General features: G+C 59.1%; 17 protein-coding genes, 2 tRNA genes and 1 riboswitch. Of the genes, 15 read left to right on the forward strand and 4 right to left on the reverse strand.

The features are described from left to right. The first annotated feature begins 220 nt into the window (after positions 1-220). Positions 221-1,201: a transcriptional regulator ArgR gene (gene argR, locus D882_RS0114550; protein WP_027923925.1), complete on the forward strand. Its 981-nt coding sequence runs from the start codon at positions 221-223 to the stop codon at positions 1,199-1,201. A gap of 2 nt (positions 1,202-1,203) precedes the next feature. Here the strand turns inward: argR and D882_RS0114555 are convergent, their stop codons facing one another. After that, complete coding sequence (locus tag D882_RS0114555; protein WP_027923926.1) at positions 1,204-6,069, reverse strand: dermonecrotic toxin domain-containing protein; 4,866 nt, start codon at positions 6,067-6,069, stop codon at positions 1,204-1,206. A 286-nt stretch (positions 6,070-6,355) separates the two neighbouring features. On the opposite strand from D882_RS0114555, the gene D882_RS0114560 reads away from it, so the two are divergent. The 7 genes from D882_RS0114560 to astE all read left to right on the forward strand — a co-directional run bounded on the left by D882_RS0114560 (position 6,356) and on the right by astE (position 14,218). After that, a complete protein-coding gene (locus D882_RS0114560) occupies positions 6,356-7,576 on the forward strand; it encodes an aspartate aminotransferase family protein (protein WP_027923927.1) in 1,221 nt (406 codons plus the stop codon). 197 nt (positions 7,577-7,773) lie between these two features. Continuing rightward, a complete protein-coding gene (aruF, locus tag D882_RS0114565) occupies positions 7,774-8,793 on the forward strand; it encodes an arginine/ornithine succinyltransferase subunit alpha (protein ID WP_027923928.1) in 1,020 nt (339 codons plus the stop codon). Between the two features lie 84 nt (positions 8,794-8,877). Next, on the forward strand, positions 8,878-9,903 hold the full coding sequence (astA, locus tag D882_RS0114570; RefSeq protein WP_027923929.1) for an arginine N-succinyltransferase: 1,026 nt from the start codon (positions 8,878-8,880) through the stop codon (positions 9,901-9,903). Continuing rightward, positions 9,900-11,369: a succinylglutamate-semialdehyde dehydrogenase gene (gene astD / locus D882_RS0114575; RefSeq protein WP_177327614.1), complete on the forward strand. Its 1,470-nt coding sequence runs from the start codon at positions 9,900-9,902 to the stop codon at positions 11,367-11,369. Before astA ends, astD begins: the two co-directional genes overlap by 4 nt. 165 nt (positions 11,370-11,534) lie before the next feature. Further along, positions 11,535-12,881, forward strand: coding sequence for an N-succinylarginine dihydrolase (gene astB, locus D882_RS0114580; protein WP_027923931.1), 1,347 nt, complete (start codon positions 11,535-11,537; stop codon positions 12,879-12,881). 26 nt (positions 12,882-12,907) lie between these two features. After that, a complete protein-coding gene (locus D882_RS0114585; protein WP_027923932.1) occupies positions 12,908-13,195 on the forward strand; it encodes a hypothetical protein in 288 nt (95 codons plus the stop codon). Between the two features lie 12 nt (positions 13,196-13,207). Beyond that, positions 13,208-14,218, forward strand: coding sequence for a succinylglutamate desuccinylase (gene astE, locus D882_RS0114590; RefSeq protein WP_027923933.1), 1,011 nt, complete (start codon positions 13,208-13,210; stop codon positions 14,216-14,218). 50 nt (positions 14,219-14,268) lie between these two features. On the opposite strand, the gene D882_RS0114595 is transcribed toward astE, so the two are convergent. Further along, complete coding sequence (locus tag D882_RS0114595; RefSeq protein ID WP_027923934.1) at positions 14,269-14,778, reverse strand: 6,7-dimethyl-8-ribityllumazine synthase; 510 nt, start codon at positions 14,776-14,778, stop codon at positions 14,269-14,271. 101 nt (positions 14,779-14,879) lie between these two features. Next, a riboswitch (FMN riboswitch) is annotated at positions 14,880-15,051 on the reverse strand. 195 nt (positions 15,052-15,246) lie between these two features. Here D882_RS0114595 and ltaE point away from each other — a divergent pair. The 6 genes from ltaE (at position 15,247) to D882_RS0114625 (ending at position 21,069) form a co-directional block, all read left to right on the forward strand. Further along, positions 15,247-16,251, forward strand: a complete 1,005-nt coding sequence (ltaE, locus tag D882_RS0114600; protein ID WP_027923935.1) for a low-specificity L-threonine aldolase — start codon at positions 15,247-15,249, stop codon at positions 16,249-16,251. 146 nt (positions 16,252-16,397) lie between these two features. Then, positions 16,398-19,022, forward strand: coding sequence for an alanine--tRNA ligase (gene alaS, locus D882_RS0114605; RefSeq protein ID WP_027923936.1), 2,625 nt, complete (start codon positions 16,398-16,400; stop codon positions 19,020-19,022). Between the two features lie 91 nt (positions 19,023-19,113). Beyond that, positions 19,114-20,355, forward strand: coding sequence for an aspartate kinase (locus D882_RS0114610; RefSeq protein ID WP_027923937.1), 1,242 nt, complete (start codon positions 19,114-19,116; stop codon positions 20,353-20,355). Positions 20,356-20,543: 188 nt separating this feature from the next. Further along, complete coding sequence (csrA, locus tag D882_RS0114615; protein WP_002554426.1) at positions 20,544-20,732, forward strand: carbon storage regulator CsrA; 189 nt, start codon at positions 20,544-20,546, stop codon at positions 20,730-20,732. A gap of 62 nt (positions 20,733-20,794) precedes the next feature. Beyond that, positions 20,795-20,885, forward strand: a tRNA-Ser gene (locus D882_RS0114620). Positions 20,886-20,992: 107 nt separating this feature from the next. Then, positions 20,993-21,069: transfer RNA gene (locus D882_RS0114625), tRNA-Arg, on the forward strand. Between the two features lie 19 nt (positions 21,070-21,088). On the opposite strand, the gene D882_RS0114630 is transcribed toward D882_RS0114625, so the two are convergent. Beyond that, positions 21,089-21,607, reverse strand: coding sequence for a hypothetical protein (locus D882_RS0114630; RefSeq protein WP_027923938.1), 519 nt, complete (start codon positions 21,605-21,607; stop codon positions 21,089-21,091). A 318-nt stretch (positions 21,608-21,925) separates the two neighbouring features. Between D882_RS0114630 and mgtE the strand changes: the two genes are divergently transcribed. Next, positions 21,926-23,368 carry a magnesium transporter gene (gene mgtE / locus D882_RS0114635; RefSeq protein WP_010457218.1) on the forward strand — a complete coding sequence of 481 codons (1,443 nt, stop codon included), beginning with the start codon at positions 21,926-21,928 and terminating at the stop codon, positions 23,366-23,368. Between the two features lie 103 nt (positions 23,369-23,471). On the opposite strand, the gene D882_RS0114640 is transcribed toward mgtE, so the two are convergent. Further along, positions 23,472-23,798 carry an Arc family DNA-binding protein gene (locus tag D882_RS0114640; RefSeq protein ID WP_003178899.1) on the reverse strand — a complete coding sequence of 109 codons (327 nt, stop codon included), beginning with the start codon at positions 23,796-23,798 and terminating at the stop codon, positions 23,472-23,474. Between the last annotated feature and the right edge of the window lie 369 nt (positions 23,799-24,167).

A 24,167-nucleotide genomic window follows, 5' to 3' on the forward strand; every position in this document is an offset into this window, starting at 1 on the left:
GATAGTGCATGCTTCGCAACCTGAAGGCCGGCCCCGATCCCTGTGGGGGCTGGCTTGCCAGCGATAGCGGTATGTCTGCATCAGAGATGTTATCTGATCCACCGTTATCGCTGGCAAGCCGGCTCCCACATTTGATCGCTACAGGTTTGAGATTTGCGTTCATTTACGGGCTAGCATTGGCCCATGCCTTCTTCACTGTTCTCGTTTCGGATTGCCCGCCATGACTGCCCATCGAATTGGTTTCCTGATTTGGCCCAGCACTAAAGCACTGACGCTTGCGCTGGCTGAGGAGGCCTTGCGTGTTGCCCAGCGTGTGCACCCGGACGTGGTTTACGAACTGTCGTTTTTGCAGGCCGAACCGCCGACCGAAGGCGCCTGGCAATTGCCGGGTGAGCCGTGGGCCGGCAAACTCGAAAATTTCCAGAAGCTGTTTTTGCTCGCCGATGAGCCGCCGACCACGCTTGCGCCGGCGCTCAGCAGTGCGTTGAAACAACTGGTGCGTTCCGGTTGTGTGATTGGCGGTTTGTCGGCGGGTGTGTACCCGCTGGCGCAGTTGGGTTTGCTTGATGGGTATCGCGCTGCCGTGCACTGGCGCTGGCAGGACGATTTCACCGAGCGTTTCCCTAAAGTCATCGCCACCAGTCATTTGTTCGATTGGGATCGCGATCGGCTGACCGCGTGCGGCGGCCTGTCGGTACTTGATTTGTTGTTGGCAGTATTGGCCCGTGATCATGGCGCCGAACTCGCTGGCGCCGTCTCGGAAGAACTGGTGGTCGAGCGCATTCGCGAAGGCGGGGAGCGCCAACGTATCCCGCTGCAAAACCGCCTCGGTTCCAGCCATCCAAAGCTCACCCAAGCGGTGCTGCTGATGGAAGCCAACATCGAAGAGCCGCTGACCACCGACGAAATCGCCCAGCACGTGTGCGTGTCCCGTCGGCAATTAGAGCGGATCTTCAAGCAATACCTCAACCGTGTGCCGAGCCAGTACTACCTGGAATTGCGCCTGAACAAGGCCCGGCAGATGTTGATGCAAACCAGCAAGTCGATCATCCAGATCGGCCTGTCGTGTGGCTTCTCCTCGGGGCCACATTTCTCCAGTGCCTATCGCAACTTCTTCGGTGCCACGCCGCGGGAAGATCGCAACCAGCGGCGCAGCAGCAGTCCATTCGAGTTGTCGTCGGTGCCGTCCGAGCGCGGCTGATGTTATTCGTCGACCTCGGAACCCTCTGAAGTCGAAACCTGCATCTCACCTTGGTTGATGACCTCGTCCACGCCAAAATCCGCACGGGTCAGTTCAAAGTAGCGGACCAGTTGCGCCAGGCTTTCCTCCGAAAACGGATTGCCTCTCAAGGTGATGTTTTCAGCCACCTCCACCGGCAATTCCAGCAGGTCGCTGGGCACCTCGGTAATTGCATTCATGCTCAGGTCGACCCAGTCCAGATCCGTCAGCTGAAGCAGGCCATGGGGGATGTCAGTGATGCCGGTGTCGTTGAGCAACACGGTCGACAGGTTGGGCATTTGGCTTAGATCCGGCGTACGCCCCAACGGGTTTAAGCTCAGGTCGATGTAATCAAGCTGCTCCATGCCCGCCAATGCATTTGCCGTCTGCGCAGACAGGCTGACCCGGCATTCGGGGAGCGACAGCGAGCGCAGGCGCCCCATCTTGAAGACCGCATCGGGGATGTCACCGAGGTCGCACTCGCGCAGCCTCAGGCTTTTGAGGTTGGTAAAGGACTCGAGGAAACGCCCCAGTCGTGTTGCACCCTCGGCGCTTTGGATCTCCAGCGCGGAAACATGACTGAAGTCTGCACTCATGGCGGGCAGCTCGCCATTGATAACCGGGCGGACCATAAGCTCGAACGTCGGCTCAAGTGCGTCGTTGAAATCATCCAGTCCAGATTCACGCTGCCAGCACTTCTCAAGTGCCTGCTTGAGTTCGTCACGGTTGGCTTGCTCGGCAGAGAGTTGGTCGGGGCTGAACGGTTCACCCGTCACGGGGTGCTGGTCCGGAACATCGGTGGTCCAGGCAGACAAATCATTTTTCAGTTGGGTGAGCTCTTCTTCGAGGCGCGTAAGGTATGTGCGGCCTTCCTCCAGAGTCCCCGGCAATTCGTAGACAAACTCACTGGCCTGTTCGACTTCCATGCTGGGGTACAACGCCTTGATGCGATCAATATCGGCTTCGGGAGCATAGACACCCATGTCGTAGGCGTTTTCGAAGTGGTGTTGCTTGATCAATTCCCGCGCGCTGTTCGAAAGCGGGTTGTGGGTGAGGTGCAGGCCGCGCTTGTCGTACAGCGAACTTTCGAATAACTCGGCAGGCAACTCGCTGATGCGGTTGTTCATCAGCAGGAGGGTTTCGAGCTTCGGGTGTTGCAGAGCGCCGGCCGGAATCTCCGTCATGCGAGTGTCGCTCAGGTCCAGGTGCACCAGCTCACTCATCGTGTCGATGCGCGGCAGGCTTTCAAACGGATTTTTGTAAAGGTCCAGCATGGCCAGTTTTTTCAGTGACGCCAGCTTCGACCAGGTGGCGGCGTCGACCCGGATGCCGCAATCGCTCAAGACCAAGGCTTGAAGGTCGGGCATTCGGCTGATGGCGTCGGGGAGGGTGGTCAGGGAAAATCGGCGCAACTCCAGGCGGCGCAGTCCGCTGAAGCCCCTTAGAAACGCGGGAATGGCCTGCGCACTGCGCGTGCCTTCCAGGGACAACCGCGACACATGACTGAAGTCGGCACTCAGTGGCGGAAAGTCACCGAGTATCGGCTGTTCGAACCTGAGCACATATTGGGTCACCCCCTCCGGGGTGTCGAAATCCCGGTCGGACTGTCGCCGCCAGCTGCGCTGGATTTCCTGGGCCAGCAACCGGCGATTGTTTCGCTCGGCTTGTTGCTCCAGCTCACTGAGCGGGCGTCCGGTTTCAGGATGAGCCGTGGGCGAGTCACTGACCCAGACGCGCAGGTCCTGATGCAGTCGGGCCAACTCCCTCCTCACACGTGAAAGTTCTACGCGAGCGCCATCGGGATGAAGTTGCAATGCCTGGACAATGGACTGCATTTCTTCCTGAGGAAGGTTGGGGTAAACCTCGCGCACCCGGTCGTTGAGCGTCGGTGTCTCGCGGTCGATTCGACTGTAGCCCTCGGCACCACCGGGCAGGCGCATGGTGGTTGGGTCATAGAACGGTTTTCGATGGGGATTTTTTGCGAACAGCCTGCGTAAGGCCGGTTGGTCCAGTGCGTGTTCGGCGATGCGTTGTTTGAGTGTCCGGGCGTCTGCGATCAAAGGGTTCAGCTTGTTGCGCTGCGACTCCGGCAGCGCCCGGAACAGGGCCTGATAAAAACTCCCCTGCGTCGAGCCAGTGTCCTGGTGAACCTGGTAAGTGCCGTCTTCAGCGCGAATCAGTATTTTTTGAATGGGCGCATCGGGCTGGCCAATGCTGTCGCGCAAGGTCCCCTCGGCCGAGTAGTCCCTCACTTCGATGCGTAATTCGGCCGGCAAATCGGGCAGCGAATTCAGGCTGTGCAAGGCCAGTCGGTGGGTGTCGGTGGTGTCCAGCGCTTCGGAATAAAAGCCTTCGCAAGCTCGGGTCGCGCGCACGGCTTCCATGGCTTTGAGCGCTGCATTCTTGAGTCGCTGGGGAAGGTGGCCGTTGTGCAGTTGTTTCAGCTCGGTGCCGGATGCATTGCTCACCAATTCCTCGGCGATATCGGTGGGTAGCCCCTGCACGTCATCCAGCAGTCGCTGGACTCGCAGGTCATCGGTTTTTTCCAGTGCTCGGTAGCGCAGATCGAACAGCGATTTGCGGTGGCTCCGGGCAAGTTCGGCGGTCTGTTGTCTGAAGGTTGACGTTTGGTCTTGCGCTGCCGGCATCGGCGTGTCGACAGGCCAGTCGTCGTAGCTGCTCAGCAGTTGATGCTGCATGACCGCATCGGCCTTTTGGTAGTGCTCGGCTTGATCACTGCCGATCTGCTCGATAAAGGTGTCGATGTCCCGGTTGATCCTGTAGCGCTTGATCGTGTCGGTCAGCAGCGAAGGCGGGCGGTAGTGTTCGGCATGCATCTCGCGCAGGGCATTGTCGTGAAAACCGCTGACCTGCAGGATCTGCTCGCGCTCGGCGTTGCTGAACGACTCGACATCGTGGCCGATGCGACGCATGACCGTTTCCCGATCCCAATGCAGCGGCTGCTCCAGTTCGGTGTGCCAGGCGCCGTGGTGGTTGTGCAGTAAAGAAGGCTGATAAGCATCGGTGCGGGTCGGATGCTCAATCTGATACGCGCCGGAGGTGCCTTCGGGTTTCACGGCGTACAGTTTTCCTTCCAGGGGCAGCAGCGTCTTGCCCCCGTGGCGATAGAGGCCAAGTTGATCGGGGGTTGCACCGTCAGGCAGGCTCTGGGCGTGTTCGTAAGGGAGTAGATCTTGCTTCCAATAGCGGATTTTTCCTTTTGGCGTTGCGACGGGTTTGAGCGGGTCGACCAGCGCGACCGCTTCGCGCGAAAGCAAACGGCTGAAGGCGCCGGCAGCGATCGCGCCACCCACTGCGAATGTGCCTACTTCAACCACTGTTTCAGCGAGCGTTATCAGATGCCTTAGCGCCTCCGTTTTCAACCCTTCGGCCAGGTCTACGATGCCTTCGAACGTTTCGTCGAGTAACTGGTAGGCCATGTAACCCAGCATTACTTCGCCGAGAAACGGAACGAATGGCAAGGCAACGAACGACGCGATTTCAAGCAGCGTCGACGCCACTTTGCTGAAGGCATCCCACAATGCCCAGCGCCCGTTTCGGTCCGCGGAGGCGGTGGCGACGGCCTGCGTGCTGGCATCGTTGATGATCTTGTTCAGTTGGCGCTGATAGACATGATTCCACAGGTCCGCGCTGAACGGCGTCATTGAAAACCGCAGGTTGGGCCTGTCGATGGGCGTTTCCCGCCAGCTAGGCAATGGGTCGCCACGCGTGTGCTGATGCCAGGTGACGCGCTGAAGACGTTGATTGAGATCAGCGAAAAAGTGGCCCCTTTCCTTGTGCTCGACGAAACGGCTGAAGAATGTCTGGTAAGCCGGGGCACGCAGCTTGCGGGTCAGCTCGTTCATGAACGCCAGGGTGTTCGGGTATTCCTTGAGTGGATGTTCGGGATCGTCGGGAATGTAGGCGATGATCCGCGTTCCTTTGCGTGCGCGCTCCAGACTCGCTGCGAAAATGACAATGCCGGTCAGGGAGGAGGACATGATGCTCAGGTCATGGCCGTACAGCGGTTGACCATTGAGTCGCGCACCTGAACGCCCTTCCACAAGGCGCAGGATCGAGAGGCAGGCATCCTCCGGAATGTCCTTGCGCAGTTGAGCCATTTGCAACGCCGCTTTGAGTGCCGCTTTGTGCGAGCCGATCACCTTCGATTTCAACACCGCGCCGGCCACCGGGTTAGTCAGCCCCAGATTGTCTTTGAGGTACGTGTTGTACCGGGCGCCGATGTCCAGATCCCGGCACAGCCGCGCAAAGGCGGGGACGGTTATTTTTTGTTTGATCGCTGGCAGCGTATCGAACTGCCCATTGGGTGACGGCGCGGTAATGAACGTTGATGCCGATTCGTAAGCATCGGCCGCCACTTCCGATTCCTGGAAGTTATGCAGGGCGGCATCGAGCAGCGACACCGTCCAGGTGCGTGCGGCGCCCGTCCTGACTCCGAACCAGGGCACGGTTTGCGGGATGTAAAGGCGCAGGAACGTGGTGTTGACGTCCAGTTCCAGATCAAACCGGGTTTTCAGCGCCGCGGTCAGAAGAGGTTCGGCGAAGGCGCGTGCGCTTTGCAGCTTGGACAGGGTTGAGTCCAGGCGATTTCGCTGGGTCCAGTGGTCCTGGCCGAGCTTTTTCAGCGACTGGTGTTGCACGGATGTCGCGGTGCCGTACCACCGCGGCGTGGCAGGCGAGGCGTTTTTTAGGGCGTCGCGTGTGGCGGGCGAGGCTTCCAGTACCCAGGTCGGCAGATTGTTGAACAGGTGATGGTAGTGATCGTCCGGCTGCGTGGCGGATTCATTGCCGGCTGCGTTAGAAGGGCGATCTTGTTCGTGTCGACTCATGCGCTATTCCCTTAGCGTTTGGATGAGTCACCAGCAAAACAGACGATGACGGGGCTGGTGCGGTACATATTTACCGCACCGTTCGACAAGCCTGCCTATAACCTGTGCCGGCGGTTTAAACTGCGCCTTTGCGACGCTATATGTCGCATTGCCGTAAACCCGACTGAAACCGGGGTTTGCGCTATAAGAAGTTGTCGCTTGGCGGCAAGGCCGGGCTGAAAACTGTCCTTACAATCCCCCCATCGCTCGCCAGTTTCAGGCGAGTGTTCCTCTTCAGGAGACTCCGATGTCCGTTGAGCACGCTGCGGTACAACGCGCCGATTTCGACCAGGTAATGGTTCCTAACTACGCGCCTGCCGCTTTCATCCCTGTGCGTGGTGCCGGTTCCCGCGTCTGGGACCAGTCTGGCCGCGAGCTGATCGACTTCGCCGGCGGGATTGCCGTTAACGTATTGGGCCACGCACACCCTGCGCTGGTCGGTGCCTTGACCGAGCAGGCTAACAAGCTGTGGCACGTGTCCAACGTGTTCACCAATGAGCCGGCCCTGCGCCTGGCGCATAAGCTGATCGACGCTACGTTTGCCGAGCGCGTGTTCTTCTGTAACTCCGGCGCCGAAGCCAACGAGGCCGCTTTCAAACTGGCCCGTCGCGTCGCCTTCGATCGTTTTGGTACCGAGAAGTACGAAATCATCGCCGCGCTGAACAGCTTCCACGGTCGCACCCTGTTCACCGTGAACGTCGGTGGCCAGTCGAAGTACTCCGACGGTTTCGGTCCGAAAATCACCGGCATCACCCACGTGCCGTACAACGATCTGGCGGCGTTGAAAGCAGCCATTTCCGACAAGACCTGCGCGGTGGTGCTTGAGCCGATCCAGGGCGAGGGCGGTGTGTTGCCGGCCGAGCAGGCCTATCTGCAAGGCGCACGCGACCTGTGCACCGAGCACAACGCGCTGTTGGTGTTCGACGAAGTGCAAACCGGCATGGGCCGCAGCGGCAAGCTGTTCGCCTACCAGCATTACGGCGTGACCCCGGACATCCTGACCAGTGCCAAGAGCCTGGGCGGTGGTTTCCCGATCGCCGCCATGCTGACCACCGAAGACCTGGCCAAACACCTGGTCGTCGGCACCCATGGCACCACTTACGGCGGCAACCCGCTGGCGTGCGCTGTCGCTGAGGCCGTGATCGACGTGATCAACACCCCTGAAGTGCTGGCCGGCGTCAATGCCAAGCACGACAAGTTCAAGGCGCGCCTTGAGCAGATCGGCGAGAAGTACGGCCTGTTCACTCAGGTTCGTGGCCTGGGTCTGCTGATCGGTTGCGTGCTGAGCGATGCCTGGAAGGGCAAGGCCAAAGACATCTTCAACGCCGCCGAACGTGAAGGCCTGATGATTCTGCAAGCCGGCCCGGACGTGATTCGCTTCGCGCCGAGCCTGGTGGTTGAAGACGCTGATATCGATGCCGGTCTGGACCGCTTCGAACGCGCTGCCGCCAAACTGACACAAGCCTGATACGGCCCTTCGACGCCTGAACTTTCAGGCGTCGAACCCAATTTTTATGCCGGGCCCGCTTTTCTGTAGGAGTGAGCCTGCTCGCGATGGTGTGTCAGTCGACATCAATGTTGCTGATCCACCATCGCGAGCAGGCTCGCTCCTACAAGGGGGCCGGTTATTTTCCTCAAAGAGTTTTTCGAGAAAGGAGTGACACCATGCTGGTGATGCGCCCCGCGCAAATGGCTGATCTGGGCGAGGTACAGCGTCTGGCTGCGGACAGCCCGATTGGTGTCACTTCCTTGCCGGATGACGTTGAACGCCTGAGCGACAAGATCGCTGCAAGCGAAGCCTCGTTTGCTGCCGAAGTCAGCTTCAACGGTGAAGAGAGCTATTTCTTCGTCCTCGAAGACACGACCACCGGCAAGCTGGCCGGTTGCTCGGCGATCGTGGCCTCGGCCGGTTATTCCGAGCCGTTCTACAGTTTCCGTAATGAAACCTTCGTGCACGCCTCCCGCGAGCTGAAGATTCATAACAAGATTCACGTGCTCTCCCAGTGCCACGACCTGACCGGCAACAGCCTGCTGACCAGTTTCTACGTGCAGCGCGAGCTGGTGGGGTCGCCTTGGGCCGAGCTCAATTCTCGTGGGCGCCTGCTGTTCGTCGCCAGCCATCCGGAGCGCTTTGCCGATTCCGTGGTGACCGAGATCGTCGGTTACAGCGATGAAAACGGCGACTCGCCATTCTGGGATGCCATCGGCCGCAACTTCTTCGACCTCAACTACGCTGAAGCCGAGCGTCTGTGCGGTCTGAAGAGCCGCACGTTCCTGGCCGAGCTGATGCCGCATTACCCGATCTATGTGCCGCTGCTACCGGACTCTGCTCAAGAGGCGATGGGCCAGGTGCATCCACGGGCGCAGATCACCTTCGACATCCTGATGCGCGAAGGCTTCGAGACCGATCACTACATCGACATTTTCGACGGTGGCCCGACCTTGCACGCCCGTGTGACGGGGATCCGTTCGATCGCCCAGAGCCGCGTCGTACCGGTGAAAATCGGCGAGCCGGTCAAAGGTGTCGGACGTCAGTACCTGGTGGCCAATGCCCAGTTGCAGGATTACCGCGCCGTGTTGCTTGAGCTCGATTACGCGCCAGGCAAACCCGTGACCCTGGATCTGGAAGCGGCCGAAGCCTTGGGCGTCGGTGAAGGTGCCAGCGTGCGCCTGGTGGCGGTTTAACGCCGGCATTGATTTCCAGCGAGAGATACCTGGAAAGCAGCGAAATTTCACGGGTGGCGCAAGCGGCCCGTTTGAGGAGATAGCATGATCGTTCGTCCCGTACGCAGCAGCGATTTACCCGCTCTGATCGACCTGGCCCGCAGCACCGGCACCGGCCTGACTACCTTGCCGGCCAACGAAGAACGTCTGGCCCATCGGGTCGGCTGGGCCGAGAAGACCTTTCGCGGCGAAGCCGGGCGCGCTGATGCGGACTACCTGTTCGTACTTGAAGATGACGCGGGCCGCGTGGTGGGCATTTCCGCCATCGCCGGTGCGGTCGGCCTGCGTGAGCCTTGGTACAACTTCCGGGTCGGCCTGACGGTCAGCGCTTCGCAAGAGCTGAACATCTACCGCGAGATTCCGACGCTGTTTCTGGCCAATGACCTGACCGGCAACTCCGAGCTGTGCTCGTTGTTCCTGCACGCCGATTTCCGCACCGGCCTCAATGGCCGCATGCTGGCGAAGGCGCGGATGTTGTTCATTGCCGAGTTCCCGCAACTGTTCGGCAACAAGATCATCGCCGAGATGCGTGGTGTCTCCGATGAAGCCGGGCGTTCGCCTTTCTGGGAGAGCCTGGGCCGTCACTTCTTCAAGATGGAATTCAGCCAGGCTGATTACCTGACCGGCGTGGGCAACAAGGCATTCATTGCCGAACTGATGCCGAAGTTTCCGCTGTACACCTGCTTCCTTTCGCCCGACGCGCGCAACGTCATCGGCAAGGTCCATCCGGACACCGAGCCGGCGCTGGCCATGCTCAAGAGCGAAGGTTTCAGCTACCAGGGCTACGTCGACATCTTCGACGCCGGCCCGGCCGTCGAGTGCGAAACCGGCAAGATTCGCGCGGTGCGTGACAGCGAGGCGCTGGTGCTGGCCATCGGCACACCGGGCGACGACGCTACGCCGTTCCTGATTCATAACCGCAAGCGCGAAGACTGCCGGATCACTGCCGCGCCAGCACGCTTCGCCGCCGGCACGCTGGTGGTTGATCCGCTGACCGCCAAACGTCTTCAACTCAACGCCGGCGATCAAGTGCGCGCCGTTCCGTTGTCTGCTGCTCGGGAGTCGAAATAATGAATTCGCTATACATCGCAGGTGAATGGCTGGCCGGCCAGGGTGAAGCCTTCCAGTCGCTGAACCCGGTGACCCAGCAAGTGCTGTGGTCCGGCGAAGGCGCCACGGCGGCTCAGGTTGAATCCGCCGTGCAAGCCGCGCGTCAGGCATTCCCGGGCTGGGCCCGTCGGACCCTGGACGAGCGCATTGCCGTGCTTGAGGCCTTTGCCGCCGCACTGAAAAACAAGGCTGACGAACTGGCGCGCTGCATCGGTGAAGAAACCGGCAAGCCACTGTGGGAGTCGGCGACTGAAGTGACCAGCATGGTCAACAAGATTGCGATTTCGGTGCAGAGCTACCGTGAACGTACCGGCGAGAAGAGCGGCCCGCTGGGCGACGCCACTGCTGTGCTGCGTCATAAACCGCACGGCGTGGTGGCGGTGTTCGGTCCTTACAATTTCCCTGGCCACTTGCCGAACGGTCACATCGTGCCAGCGCTGCTGGCCGGTAACAGCGTGTTGTTCAAACCCAGCGAGTTGACCCCGAAAGTCGCCGAGCTGACGGTTAAATGCTGGATCGAAGCCGGCTTGCCGGCGGGCGTGTTGAACCTGCTGCAAGGCGCTCGTGAAACCGGTATTGCCCTGGCGGCAAACCCGGGCATCGACGGTCTGTTCTTCACTGGTTCCAGCCGCACCGGTAATCACCTGCATCAGCAATTCGCCGGTCGTCCAGACAAGATCCTGGCGCTGGAAATGGGGGGTAACAACCCGCTGGTGGTCGACGAAGTGGCAGACCTCGATGCCGCTGTTTACACCATCATCCAGTCGGCCTTCATTTCCGCCGGTCAGCGTTGCACCTGTGCACGCCGCTTGCTGGTGCCGCAGGGCGCCTGGGGCGACACGCTGCTGGCGCGTCTGGTGGCGGTCAGCGCGACGATTGAAGTGGGTGCGTTTGATCAACAACCGGCACCCTTCATGGGGTCGGTTATTTCCCTTGGCGCCGCGAAAGCGTTGATGGACGCGCAAGAACATTTGCTGGCCAATGGCGCAGTGGCGTTGCTGGAAATGACTCAGCCGCAGGCACAAGCCGCGTTGCTGACCCCGGGCATTCTGGACGTGACGGCCGTGGCTGACCGTCCTGACGAAGAGCTGTTCGGCCCGTTGCTGCAAGTGATCCGCTACGCTGATTTTGAAGCGGCGATCGCCGAAGCCAACGATACCGACTATGGCCTGGCGGCGGGTTTGCTGTCGGATTCCGAAGCGCGTTACCGGCAGTTCTGGCTGGAAAGCCGCGCCGGTATCGTCAACTGGAACAAGCAGCTGACCGGTGCCGCGAGCAGCGCACCATTCGGCGGTGTGGGGGCCTCGGGCAACCATCGCGCCAGCGCCTACTACGCAGCCGATTACTGCGCTTACCCGGTGGCCTCGCTGGAAACCCCGAGCCTGGTGTTGCCTGCTGCTCTCACGCCTGGCGTGAAGATGGCGTAATGCCCAATCGCGGGCAAGCCCGCTCCCACCGGATTTGCGTCGAATACATAGTGTATGAACACCGCCGAACCTGTGGGAGCCGGGCTTGCCCGCGATGGCCGCGACCCGGTCTAAAAGAACAGTTACCAGTAGCCTATAACAACAGATTCTCGTGGAGCCTCGCTGATGAAATCCTATGAAGTCAATTTTGACGGTCTAGTGGGGCCGACCCATAACTACGGCGGTTTGTCCTACGGCAACGTCGCGTCCCAGAGCAACAGCCAGCAGTCTTCGAACCCGAAGGAAGCCGCGCTGCAAGGCCTGGCGAAAATGAAAGCGCTGATGGAAATGGGCTTTCAGCAAGGTGTGTTGGCGCCACAAGAACGCCCGGACGTGGCCGCACTGCGCCGTTTGGGTTTCAGCGGCACCGACGCGCAAGTGATCGAGCAAGCCGCTAAAGACGCGATGCCGTTGCTGGTTGCCAGTTGCTCGGCGTCGAGCATGTGGGTAGCCAACGCCGCCACGGTCAGCCCGAGTGCCGACACCGCTGACGGCCGCGTTCATTTCACCGCCGCCAACCTCAACTGCAAGTACCACCGCAGCATCGAACACCCGACCACCAGCCGCGTGCTGGGTGCGATGTTCGCCGATCAGAAGCACTTTGCGCACCATGCCGCGTTGCCGGCCGTGGCGCAGTTCGGTGACGAAGGCGCGGCCAACCACACCCGTTTCTGCCGTGAATACGGTGAAGCCGGCGTCGAGTTCTTCGTGTTCGGTCGCAGCGCATTCGATACCCGCTACCCTGCACCGCAGAAATACCCGGCACGCCAGACGCTGGAAGCGTCACAGGCCGTTGCCCGCCTGCACGGCTTGAGCGAAGACGGTGTGGTCTACGCGCAGCAGAACCCGTCGGTGATCGATCAGGGCGTATTCCACAACGACGTGATCGCTGTAGGTAATGGCGAAGTGTTGTTCTATCACGAGGACGCATTCCTCGACACCGAGCAGATGCTGGCCGAGCTGCAAAGCAAACTCGCAAAAGTCGGCGGCAAATTCCAGTCCATCTGCGTGCCGCGTTCCGCCGTCACCGTGGAAGACGCCGTTCGGTCCTACCTGTTCAACAGCCAACTGCTGTCGCGTCCTGACGGTTCGATGCTGTTGATCGTGCCCGAAGAATGCCGTGGCAACGAGCGTGTCTGGCAGTACCTGCAAGGTCTGACCAGCTCCGGCGGCCTGATCCGCGAAGTGAAAGTCTTCGATCTGAAGCAAAGCATGCAGAACGGTGGCGGCCCGGCTTGCCTGCGGCTGCGCGTCGCACTGAATGAAACCGAGCTGGCGGCGGTCAACCCAGGGGTTATCATGACGGCACCGTTGTACGGCACGTTGACCGAATGGGTCGACAAGCACTACCGCGACCGCATGACCGAAAACGATCTCGCGGACCCGCAATTGCTGCTTGAATGCCGGACGGCACTGGATGAACTGACGCAAATCCTTAAACTGGGCGCGGTTTATCCATTCCAGATCAATTGAAAGTCTCAAACGAGAGCGTAAAAAACATGAGCGATACCCTGCAGCTGATCCTTGAAGACACCGACGGCACGCAACTGGAAACCTCCTGCACCCGCGTCGCGGTCCTGTGGCAAGGCAAAGAGCTGTGGATCCAGCACGATGGCCGTGGCCAACTGCTGATCGGCGTGGACGTCGAAGAAGGTGACGCTGAATACGCCAACCTGCTGCTGCGTCCATTGGCGACTAATCTGGTAAGTCTGCAACTGGAAATGGAACCGGCTGAAGTCGGCGACGAAGACCACGTGCACGGCCCGGATTGCGCACACGACCACTAAGGAAACCGCTCTATGCTCGCCCTCGGCAAACTGCTTGAACTGACCCTCGCCGGCCGTGAACCGGCGGAGAAGACTCAACTGACTGTCGAAGGCGTGCGGATGCGCTGGTTGAGCGAAGGTGCGCTGGAAGTCCGGCCACCTGAAGCGCGCGACAATGGCCTGGACCTGCTGTTGTCAGCCGGTATTCACGGCAACGAAACAGCGCCAATCGAGTTGCTTGACCGCCTGTTGCATGACATCGCTCGCGGTGATTTGAAGCCGCGCGCACGTATTCTGTTCCTGTTCGGTAACCCGGAAGCGATTCGCAAAGGCGAGCGCTTTGTCGAGCAGGACGTCAATCGGCTGTTCAACGGCCGTCACGAGCAAAGCAGCGGCTCCGAAGCCTTGCGCGCTTGTGAGCTGGAGCGGCTGGCGGCGAGTTTCTTCAGCCTGCCAGATCGTCAGCGTCTGCACTACGACCTGCACACCGCGATTCGCGGCTCGAAGATTGAGCAGTTCGCCTTGTACCCCTGGAAGGAAGGTCGCCAGCATTCGCGACAGGAACTGGCACGCCTGCGTGCTGCCGGCATGGAAGCGGTGCTGTTGCAGAACAAGCCATCCATCGTTTTCAGTTCCTACACCTACGACAAGCTGGGCGCCGAGTCCTTCACCCTTGAACTGGGCAAGGCAAGGCCATTCGGGCAGAACGCCGGGGTCAACGTTTCCCAGCTGGAAACCCGCCTGAAACAGATCATCGAAGGCGCCGAACCGGAACCGACCGAAGCAGCACTGGACGGTTTGCAGCTGTACAGCGTGGCACGGGAAATCATCAAGCACAGCGACAGCTTCCGCTTGAACCTTCCGGCGGACATCGAGAACTTTTCCGAACTGGACGTGGGTTACCTGCTGGCGGAAGACATCGCCAATACCCGCTGGATCATCGAAGAAGAGGGCGCCCGGATTATCTTCCCGAACCCCAAGGTGAAGAATGGCTTGCGCGCCGGCATCCTGATCGTACCGACCACCGACGAAAACCTCGCCTGACTTTTGCGCACTGATCGTTCCCACGCGGTGCGTGGGAACGATCTTCCGACTTAGACGGCTACCGCCCGGGGTTCGGAGCGACGCAGGTTACGGATCTTGTGCAGCGTATCCGCGCAGGTCTTCGCGGCTTCCTGACCTTTATGCAGGAAATGCTCGAAGAAGAACTTCTGGTGCTCTTCACCTGCATGGAAGTGGTGCGGGGTCAGGGATACCGAGAACACGGGCACTTCAGTTTCCAGTTGCACCTGCATCAGGCCACTGACCACCGACTGGGCGACGAACTCGTGACGGTAGATCCCGCCATCAACCACCAGGGCTGCCGCGACGATGCCCGAATAACGGCCGGTCTTGGCCAGCAACTTGGCGTGCAGGGGCATTTCAAAGGCGCCGCCGACTTCGAAGAAATCGATGTCCGATTCCTGATAACCCTGGGCAATCATTTCGGTGACAAAGCCTTTACGGCTCTGATCGACGATTTCCTTGTGCCAGCAGGCCTGGATGAACGCAACGCGCTCGCCCTGATGGTTTTTGCTTTTGCTATCGATTGCGGTGGGTTGCATGTTCTGACTCCTGTTTATGGTTAAAACAGGGCATATGAATCGAATGGGATTTCAGGGTACGCACGCTCGCACGAATGCAGCGGACGGCCCTTTGGCGTCAATCCCGTTCTCTCTTCATCCGGACTATGACCGTCGGCCCCGGGATCACACCGGGTCTGCTGACCTTGTCGTCATGCACGGTCATTGCCGTACCTGTCGCCAAGCGCTCGCGGGCTATGCGCGTTGCGCGCAATTACCGCCGGTGGGGAGTTGCACCCCGCCCTGAGAACGTTTTGCCGCCAGATTGTCTGGCGGCGCAGCGTTTTTAACACATATTTGTGAGCCGCGCATCGCTGCTATCTGATGATTGTTATCGACTTTTTCGCTGGTTTGGGCTGTCTTTTCCGGCTCAAGGGTTGATTATTCGTCGTCATGACCGCAGTAATTCCTACTTGAAAGGGATTTCCCCTGCTTACCGAGGCCAGATTCATGAGCGTTATCGATCTTCGCAGCGACACCGTCACCCAACCTTCCGCCGGGATGCTCGACGCAATGGCCTGCGCGGCCACCGGTGACGACGTTTATGGCGAGGATCCGACGGTCAACCGTCTTGAAGCCGAGCTGGCAAAACGTCTGGGTTTCGCCGCAGCCCTGTTTGTGCCGACAGGCACGATGAGTAACCTGCTGGGTTTGATGGCGCATTGCGAGCGGGGCGAGGAATACATTGTCGGCCAACAGGCCCACACCTATAAGTATGAAGGTGGCGGTGCAGCGGTGCTCGGTTCGATTCAACCGCAGCCGTTGGAACTGCAGGCCGATGGCTCGCTGGACCTGACCCAGGTGGCCGCCGCGATCAAACCGGACGATTTCCACTTCGCCCGCACCCGTTTGCTGGCGCTGGAAAACACCATGCAAGGCAAAGTGCTGCCGCTGGAGTATCTGGCGCGGGCCCGCAGCTTTACCCGTGAACATGGCTTGCAGCTGCACCTGGACGGCGCGCGGCTCTACAACGCGGCCGTCAAACTGGGGGTTGATGCCCGGGAAATCACTCAGCACTTCGATTCCGTGTCGGTGTGTCTGTCCAAAGGCCTGGGCGCGCCGGTCGGTTCGGTGTTGTGCGGCTCGGTCGAGTTGATTGCCAAGGCGCGCCGATTGCGCAAGATGGTCGGAGGCGGCATGCGTCAGGCCGGGATTCTGGCGGCAGCAGGCTTGTATGCGCTGGACAACAACGTCCAGCGTCTGGCCGACGACCACGCCAATGCGCAGCTGTTGGCTGAAGGCCTGCGCGCGGCGGGTTACGACGTCGAACCGGTGCAGACCAACATGGTGTACGTGCCGATGGGTGACAAGGCCGAAGCCATCAAGACGTTCGCCGCCGAACGCGGGATCAAGTTGAGCGCGGCAGGGCGTCTGCGTATGGTCACGCACATGGACGTCAATCGTGAGCAAATCGGGCAGGTCGTCGCGGCATTCGTCGACTTTTCGCGCAAGTGATAGCGTTAGCGCTCCAATTGACTGTTTCTATCGTATAAACACGCTGTACCCCGCGCGCAGGGCCGATATAATGCGGCCCTTTGCCGTCGCTTCGTCTGTTGACGTTTCGAACAGGCCTTTGGCCGCAGCCTCCGTGGAAGAACCTAATGAAAAGCGCAGAAATCCGTGAAGCCTTCCTTCGCTTCTTCGAAGAGCAAGGCCACACTCGTGTAGCCTCCAGCTCTTTGATTCCGGGCAACGACCCAACCCTGCTGTTCACTAACGCGGGGATGAACCAGTTCAAGGACTGCTTCCTGGGCCAGGAAAAACGCGCGTACACCCGCGCGGTCAGCAGCCAGAAATGCGTGCGCGCCGGCGGCAAGCACAACGACCTGGAAAACGTCGGTTATACCGCCCGTCACCACACTTTCTTCGAAATGCTGGGTAACTTCAGCTTCGGTGATTATTTCAAGCGTGACGCGATCACCTACGCCTGGAACTTCCTGACCTCCGACCAGTGGCTGAATCTGCCGAAGGAAAAGCTCTGGGTGACCGTCTACGCCAGCGATGACGAGGCGTACGACATCTGGACCAAGGAAATTGGTGTTCCGGCCGAGCGCATGGTTCGCATCGGCGACAACAAAGGCGCGCCGTACGCGTCCGACAACTTCTGGACCATGGGCGATACCGGCCCGTGCGGTCCTTGCACCGAAATTTTCTATGATCACGGTGCCGACATCTGGGGCGGCCCACCGGGCTCGCCGGAAGAAGACGGTGACCGTTACATCGAGATCTGGAACAACGTGTTCATGCAGTTCAACCGCACCGCCGATGGCGTGTTGCACCCGCTGCCAGCGCCGTCGGTCGACACCGGCATGGGCCTGGAGCGGATCAGTGCCGTGCTGCAGCACGTTCACTCGAACTATGAAATCGACCTGTTCCAGAGCCTGCTGAGCGCTTCGGCCAAGGCCATCGGTTGCACCAACGACGCTCAGGCTTCCCTGAAAGTCGTGGCTGACCACATTCGTTCTTGCGGCTTCCTGATCGCTGACGGTGTGCTGCCGTCCAACGAAGGTCGCGGCTATGTACTGCGCCGGATCATTCGTCGCGCTTGCCGTCACGGCAACAAGCTGGGCGCCAAGGGCAGTTTCTTCTATCAGATCGTTGCGGCCCTGGTTGCCGAGATGGGCGAAGCCTTCCCTGAGCTGAAATCCCAGCAGGCGCACATCGAACGTGTTCTGAAAGCTGAAGAAGAGCAGTTCGCCAAGACCCTGGAGCAAGGCCTGAAAATCCTCGAGCAGGATCTGGCCGACCTCAAAGGCGACGTGGTACCGGGCGACGTCGTGTTCAAACTCTACGACACCTACGGTTTCCCGATGGACCTGACCGGCGACATCGCTCGCGAGCGCAGCCTGACCATCGACGAAGAAGGCTTTGAGCGCGAAATGGAAGCCCAACGTGTCCGTGCCCGTTCCGCCAGTTCCTTCGGCATGGACTACAACAGCCTGGTCAAGGTTGATGTGGCTACCGAATTTACCGGTTACAAAGCGACCAGCGGTTCGGCGAAAGTCGTGGCTCTCTATAAAGAAGGGCAATCGGTTGACGTGTTGAGCGAAGGCGAAGAAGGCGTGGTCGTTCTGAACCAGACCCCGTTCTACGCGGAGTCCGGTGGCCAGATTGGTGACTGTGGTTATCTGCAAGCCGGCAACAGCCGCTTCGACGTGCGCGATACCACCAAGACCGGCGGCGCCTTCCTGCACCACGGTGTATTGGCATCGGGCAGCCTGATCATCGGCGCGCCGGTTGAAGCTCACGTCGAAGCCGACGTGCGTCATGCCACGTCGCTGAACCACTCGGCCACTCACTTGCTGCACGCCGCATTGCGTCAGGTGCTGGGCGATCACGTTCAGCAGAAAGGTTCGTTGGTCGACAGTCAGCGCCTGCGCTTTGACTTCAGCCACTTCGAAGCCATCAAGCCTGAGCAATTGAAAGCTCTGGAAGACATCGTCAACGCAGAGATCCGCAAGAACTCCGCGGTTGAAACCGAAGAAACCGACATCGAGACCGCCAAGAAGAAGGGCGCCATGGCGCTGTTCGGCGAGAAGTACGGCGACAATGTGCGCGTGCTGAGCATGGGTGGCGATTTCTCGGTTGAGCTGTGTGGCGGTATCCACGCCAACCGTACCGGCGACATCGGTCTGTTGAAAATCATCAGCGAAGGCGGTGTGGCATCGGGTGTGCGTCGTATCGAGGCCGTCACCGGCGCTGCGGCACTGGCCTACTTGAACGCGGCCGAAGAACAACTCAAGGAAGCGGCCAACCTGGTCAAGGGTAGCCGCGACAACCTGATCGACAAGCTGTCGGCTGTGCTGGAGCGCAACCGTCTGCTGGAAAAGCAACTCGAGCAGTTGCAAGCCAAGGCTGCCAGTGCAGCGGGCGACGATCTGTCGGCCGCAGCCCTGGACGTCAAAGGCGTGAAGGTGCTGGCCGTGCGTCTGGACGGTCAGGATGGCAAGGCGCTGCTGGCGCTGGTCGATCAACTGAAAAACAAACTCGGCCGCGCAGTGATCCTGCTCGGCAGTGTCCATGAGGAAAAGGTCGTTCTGGTTGCAGGCGTAACCAAAGACCTGACTGGCCAACTCAAAGCCGGTGATTTGATGAAGCAAGCCGCTGCGGCAGTGGGCGGGAAGGGCGGTGGTCGTCCAGACATGGCGCAGGGCGGCGGTACAGACGCCGGCGCTCTGGATGCAGCATTGGCCCTGACCGTTCCATTTGTAGAGCAGGGTTTATAAGGCAGTGTGTCTGACCCGCGGTCTAGTAGCGGGTCAGAACGCTGTTTGAGTGATTATTTGGGCGCCCTTCATGGGCAGAGGCGGCTTTGAAATGGCTTTGATCGTACAGAAATTTGGAGGCACCTCGGTCGGCACTGTCGAGAGAATCGAGCAGGTCGCCGACAAGGTTAAGAAATTCCGCGATGCTGGCGATGACCTGGTGGTTGTGCTGTCTGCAATGAGCGGCGAAACCAACCGTCTGATCGATCTGGCCAAGCAAATCAGTGGCGACGGCCAACCGGTTCCCCGCGAGCTGGATGTGATCGTTTCCACCGGTGAGCAGGTGACGATTGCACTGTTGGCCATGGCGCTGATCAAGCGCGGCGTGCCAGCGGTGTCCTACACCGGTAATCAGGTGCGGATTCTGACCGATAGCGCGCACAATAAAGCGCGTATCTTGCAGATTGATGACCAGAAGATTCGTGGTGATCTGAAAGCCGGTCGCGTAGTGGTTGTCGCCGGTTTCCAGGGCGTCGACGAGCACGGCAACATCACCACCCTCGGTCGCGGCGGTTCCGACACCACCGGCGTGGCGCTGGCCGCAGCCCTGAAGGCTGATGAATGCCAGATCTACACCGACGTCGATGGTGTCTACACCACCGACCCGCGTGTGGTGTCCGTGGCTCAACGCCTGGAAAAGATTACCTTCGAAGAGATGCTGGAAATGGCCAGCCTCGGTTCCAAGGTACTGCAGATCCGTGCGGTCGAGTTTGCCGGCAAGTACAACGTTCCGCTGCGCGTACTGCACAGCTTCAAGGAGGGTCCGGGCACCCTCATTACTATTGATGAAGAGGAAACCATGGAACAGCCGATCATTTCCGGTATCGCATTCAACCGCGATGAAGCCAAGCTGACCATCCGTGGCGTGCCAGACATCCCGGGCGTTGCATTCAAGATTCTCGGCCCGATCAGTGCCGCGAACATCGAAGTCGACATGATCGTGCAGAACGTCGCGCACGATAACACCACCGACTTCACCTTCACTGTGCACCGCAACGACTACCAGGCGGCGCAAGCCGTGCTGGAAAAAACCGCTGGCGAGCTGGGTGCCCGTGAAGTCGTGGGCGACACCAAGATTGCCAAGGTATCGATCGTCGGCGTCGGCATGCGCTCCCACGCAGGCGTGGCCAGCCGCATGTTCGAATCCCTGGCGAAAGAAAGCATCAACATCCAGATGATCTCGACATCGGAAATCAAAGTCTCCGTTGTGATCGAAGAGAAGTACCTGGAACTGGCTGTGCGCGCTCTGCACACAGCTTTCGAACTGGACGCACCGGCCCGTCAGGGCGAGTGATGCGTTTACCAAAGGGCGCGGTCTGACCGCGCCCTTTGTCTTTTTTTGAATGGCGCGGCCTAAAACTGTTCTTTTGCTCGCGCTGGTCAATACTCAGGCATGTAGGGCTGCGATCATTCTGGTTGTGGGTCGAGTGCCTTTTTTTTGCAGACTGTTGTCCCTGAAATGAAATGCGTTAGGAGAAAGGTATGCTGATTCTGACCCGTCGGTGCGCAGAAAGCCTGATTATTGGTGATGGCGAAATCACCGTGACCGTGCTCGGCGTCAAAGGAAATCAAGTGCGTATCGGTGTGAACGCCCCGAAAGAGGTTGCTGTGCACCGTGAGGAAATTTACCTGCGTATAAAGAAAGAGAAGGACGAAGAACCAAGCCATTAATTTTTATCGTTTTTTATGTTTGCAAACGGGGAAAAGGTTGGTTAAGATACGCCCCGTGTTGCGGAGAGCTGGCCGAGTGGCCGAAGGCGCTCCCCTGCTAAGGGAGTACACCTCAAAAGGGTGTCGGGGGTTCGAATCCCCCGTTCTCCGCCATTATTTGCGTAGTACGTTGTAATCTGGCTTCTTCGGTAAGTTGTTGAAATTACTAGAAAAAGTGTTTGACATAGAGATTAAACGGCCTATAATGCGCGGCAACAAATGCACTCGTAGCTCAGCTGGATAGAGTACTCGGCTACGAACCGAGCGGTCACAGGTTCGAATCCTGTCGAGTGCACCAAACACCAAAAAGCCTGCGTCTAACGCGGGCTTTTTGCTGTCTGGGATTTGGCTTTCCCTTTCGTACATCCTTTCTCATCAAACTCGACCTGTGCGCTACGGCCTCGCTTCGCGTCGTAGCGGTAACTCGTTGATGAATTCCTGATATTGATCTTGTCTGGCTTGCCAAGTGCGCTCTCGACGTCCTGCTGACTCATGCCTGCGACGACGCGTTGATTGATGATCGCTTCGCGTCGCTCCCTGGCGCTGATCAGGTTCCCGCATTTGTCTTCTGCCTGACCCGCGATGATCGGTTCTCTCCTGATGTTTTTCATACCTGATGTTTCACCAGTGTTGGCATCTGGCATGAGCGCCATCGTGCTGCCGGGTGTGAAAGTGCGCACATCCTGCAATGAAAGGCTCTCTCCGGCCGTACAGCTCAAGGTGGTGAAGGTGACATGCCCGTTGGCAGCTTCGCAGCGATGCACAGTCTTCGCGTGCAACAGGGGCGGCAGGCAGAGCAGGGTGGTCAGCAAAAAATAGTACGCAATCGATGGCATATGGCGTCCTCCTTGACGGTCGATACCAAGGGTAGCTGCTACATTTTTGGAAGATGGTGTGTTTTCTTTTCAGAATGAGTCGTCGCACTTGATAGATAGGGTGGCGCTCAGGTTTGGCTTGCAAGCGCTTGTTTCAGCCACGATTTTTTAACGTTTAAAACCGTTGGGCGGTGTATCATTGCGCCCGTCAGCCCCGCCGGGGCTTGTGGAATACCTCCATGGACTTACCCAGTAGTTACTCAGTACCCCGTTTCACCAATCATGAATTGACTGATTGATCCTTCCGGCGTGCCCCGCTGCTGGGAGTGGAGTTCGCCTATGTCCGAAGTTGAAGTAAAGAAAACGCAAGAAAGCCTGCAGGACCGCCTCGCTCAAGTTGTTGAGCTGTTGCAGCGTCAGCGGGTCGTCGAAGACCTGACTCATCGCCAGGAAGGTCCGCATCACGACCGGGTCGAGAACCTGGTTCACCGGCAAAACCTCGTCGAGCTGCAACGCAAACTCGATGATCTGCACTCCGCCGACGTTGCCTACATCCTTGAAGCGCTGCCGCTGGACGATCGTCTGACGCTTTGGCAATTGGTCAAGGCTGATCGCGATGGCGACATCCTGCTCGAAGTATCCGACTCGGTCCGTGAAACCCTGATCGCCGACATGGACGATCACGAGCTCCTGGCCGCGGCCAAGGACATGGACGCCGACGAACTCGCTGACCTGGCGTCCGAGCTGCCGCGAGACGTCGTCCACGAGCTGATGGAAACCCTCGATGGTCAACAGCGTGAGCGCGTTCGCTCCGCGTTGTCCTACGACGAGGAGCAAGTCGGGGCACTGATGGACTTCGAGATGGTGACCATCCGTGAGGATGTCAGTCTCGAAGTGGTTCTGCGTTACCTGCGTCGCCTCAAAGAGCTGCCCGGCCACACCGACAAGCTGTTCGTTGTCGACTACGACGGCGTGCTGAAAGGTGTGCTGCCGATCAAGCGTCTGCTGGTCAACGATCCGGAAAAACAGGTTTCGGAAGTCATGGCCAGCGACCCGGTGAGTTTTCACCCGGACGAGGACGCCTATGACGCCGCTCAGGCGTTCGAACGTTACGACTTGATCTCGGCCCCCGTGGTCGACAAGAACGGCAAGCTGATCGGCCGTCTGACCATCGATGAAATGGTCGACCTGATTCGTGAAGAGAGCGAAAACGAAGTTCTCAACATGGCGGGTCTGCGCGAAGAAGAAGATATTTTCGCGTCAGTCTGGAAATCCCTGCGCAACCGTTGGGCCTGGCTGGCGGTAAACCTGATTACCGCGTTTATTGCATCGCGGGTGATCGGCCTGTTTGAAGGCTCCATCGAAAAACTGGTCGCACTGGCGGCATTGATGCCGATCGTAGCCGGTATCGGTGGCAACTCCGGTAACCAGACCATCACCATGATCGTTCGTGCGATGGCGCTGGATCAGGTCAGTACCGGCAATACCTCGCGGCTGATGCGCAAGGAATTGGCGGTCGGTCTGATCAATGGCCTGGTCTGGGGCGGGGTGATTGGCGTGGTGGCCTATCTGCTTTACGGCAGTTGGTCCCTTGGCGTGGTCATGACGGCCGCCATGACGCTCAACCTGTTGCTGGCGGCGTTGATGGGGGTTTTGATTCCGATGACCCTGGCGCGGCTTGGACGCGACCCTGCGATGGGCGCGAGCGTGATGATCACCGCCATGACCGACAGTGGCGGGTTCTTCATCTTCCTTGGGCTGGCGACGATCTTCCTGCTCTGACTTGACCCGCTTTAAGAAACCCGCCCAATTGGCGGGTTTTTTATGGCCAAATTTCAGGCAAAAAAAAGCCAGCGATAATGCTGGCTTGAGCTTTCGGGGTGATTCAGGACGCGTCTGCGGCCATTTCAGCGTCGTGGGCGATCAGCGAAACAAGGGCGTTTTGCTGGCGGTGGGACAGTTGACGGAAACGTTGCAGTAATTCGCGTTCGTGCAATGACAGCTCCGGGCTGTCCAGGCGCATGCTCAACTCTTCGCCCAGTGCACCTTCCTGAATAAGACTCTGCTCAAGGCGTGCAATGATTTCGGAGTTCATGCTGCGATGATGATTGCGAGCCACCTCGGCAATGCGTTCACGCATTCCGTCTGGCAGACGTACGACGAACTTGTCAGCCGTACGGCTGGAATAAATTGCCTGTTTCAATGGGCGCATATATTTAACCGGTTAGTTCAGGGGAGCGGTTCTCGGGATTGGCCGCAGGATGTCTGGTAGGACAAGCTTACTGGCCAAATGTTCAACCTGAATTGAAAGAGGCCCGCATCATGCCTCAAAGAAGCCATATCATTGGCGTCAATTCTGTGACAAATATTGAGCCGGGTAAAGGCTTAATGCCAGCACCCCTTGTCAGAAATGTGGACTGGTTGGAAAAGTTGCCCAGAGCCGCATTGCCGACCGCGTCCTTTGCTCCCGCAGATGATGTCTGAAGACGTCTGAAGGTGCATGCTATGCGGATTCGATCCTTGATCCTTGTCTGATACAGGATAGTGGCAATTGGCCGATTTACTAGGGGCGAACTCGCTG

Origin of the sequence: Pseudomonas sp. URMO17WK12:I12 (genome assembly GCF_000514395.1) — a bacterium.
In the GTDB taxonomy this organism is placed as follows: domain Bacteria; phylum Pseudomonadota; class Gammaproteobacteria; order Pseudomonadales; family Pseudomonadaceae; genus Aquipseudomonas; species Aquipseudomonas mucoides.

Bases quoted from the DNA above. Each gene is read 5' to 3' on its own strand.
- D882_RS0114585 (WP_027923932.1), top strand. From the start codon at position 12,908: ATGAGCGATACCCTGCAGCTGATCCTTGAAGACACCGACGGCACGCAA.
- ltaE (WP_027923935.1), top strand. From the start codon at position 15,247: ATGAGCGTTATCGATCTTCGCAGCGACACCGTCACCCAACCTTCCGCC.
- astB (WP_027923931.1), top strand. From the start codon at position 11,535: ATGAAATCCTATGAAGTCAATTTTGACGGTCTAGTGGGGCCGACCCAT.
- D882_RS0114630 (WP_027923938.1), bottom strand. From the start codon at position 21,607: ATGCCATCGATTGCGTACTATTTTTTGCTGACCACCCTGCTCTGCCTG.
- alaS (WP_027923936.1), top strand. From the start codon at position 16,398: ATGAAAAGCGCAGAAATCCGTGAAGCCTTCCTTCGCTTCTTCGAAGAG.
- D882_RS0114610 (WP_027923937.1), top strand. From the start codon at position 19,114: ATGGCTTTGATCGTACAGAAATTTGGAGGCACCTCGGTCGGCACTGTC.
- astA (WP_027923929.1), top strand. From the start codon at position 8,878: ATGATCGTTCGTCCCGTACGCAGCAGCGATTTACCCGCTCTGATCGAC.
- aruF (WP_027923928.1), top strand. From the start codon at position 7,774: ATGCTGGTGATGCGCCCCGCGCAAATGGCTGATCTGGGCGAGGTACAG.
- D882_RS0114595 (WP_027923934.1), bottom strand. From the start codon at position 14,778: ATGCAACCCACCGCAATCGATAGCAAAAGCAAAAACCATCAGGGCGAG.
- csrA (WP_002554426.1), top strand. From the start codon at position 20,544: ATGCTGATTCTGACCCGTCGGTGCGCAGAAAGCCTGATTATTGGTGAT.
- D882_RS0114560 (WP_027923927.1), top strand. From the start codon at position 6,356: ATGTCCGTTGAGCACGCTGCGGTACAACGCGCCGATTTCGACCAGGTA.
- mgtE (WP_010457218.1), top strand. From the start codon at position 21,926: ATGTCCGAAGTTGAAGTAAAGAAAACGCAAGAAAGCCTGCAGGACCGC.
- astE (WP_027923933.1), top strand. From the start codon at position 13,208: ATGCTCGCCCTCGGCAAACTGCTTGAACTGACCCTCGCCGGCCGTGAA.
- D882_RS0114555 (WP_027923926.1), bottom strand. From the start codon at position 6,069: ATGAGTCGACACGAACAAGATCGCCCTTCTAACGCAGCCGGCAATGAA.
- argR (WP_027923925.1), top strand. From the start codon at position 221: ATGACTGCCCATCGAATTGGTTTCCTGATTTGGCCCAGCACTAAAGCA.
- D882_RS0114640 (WP_003178899.1), bottom strand. From the start codon at position 23,798: ATGCGCCCATTGAAACAGGCAATTTATTCCAGCCGTACGGCTGACAAG.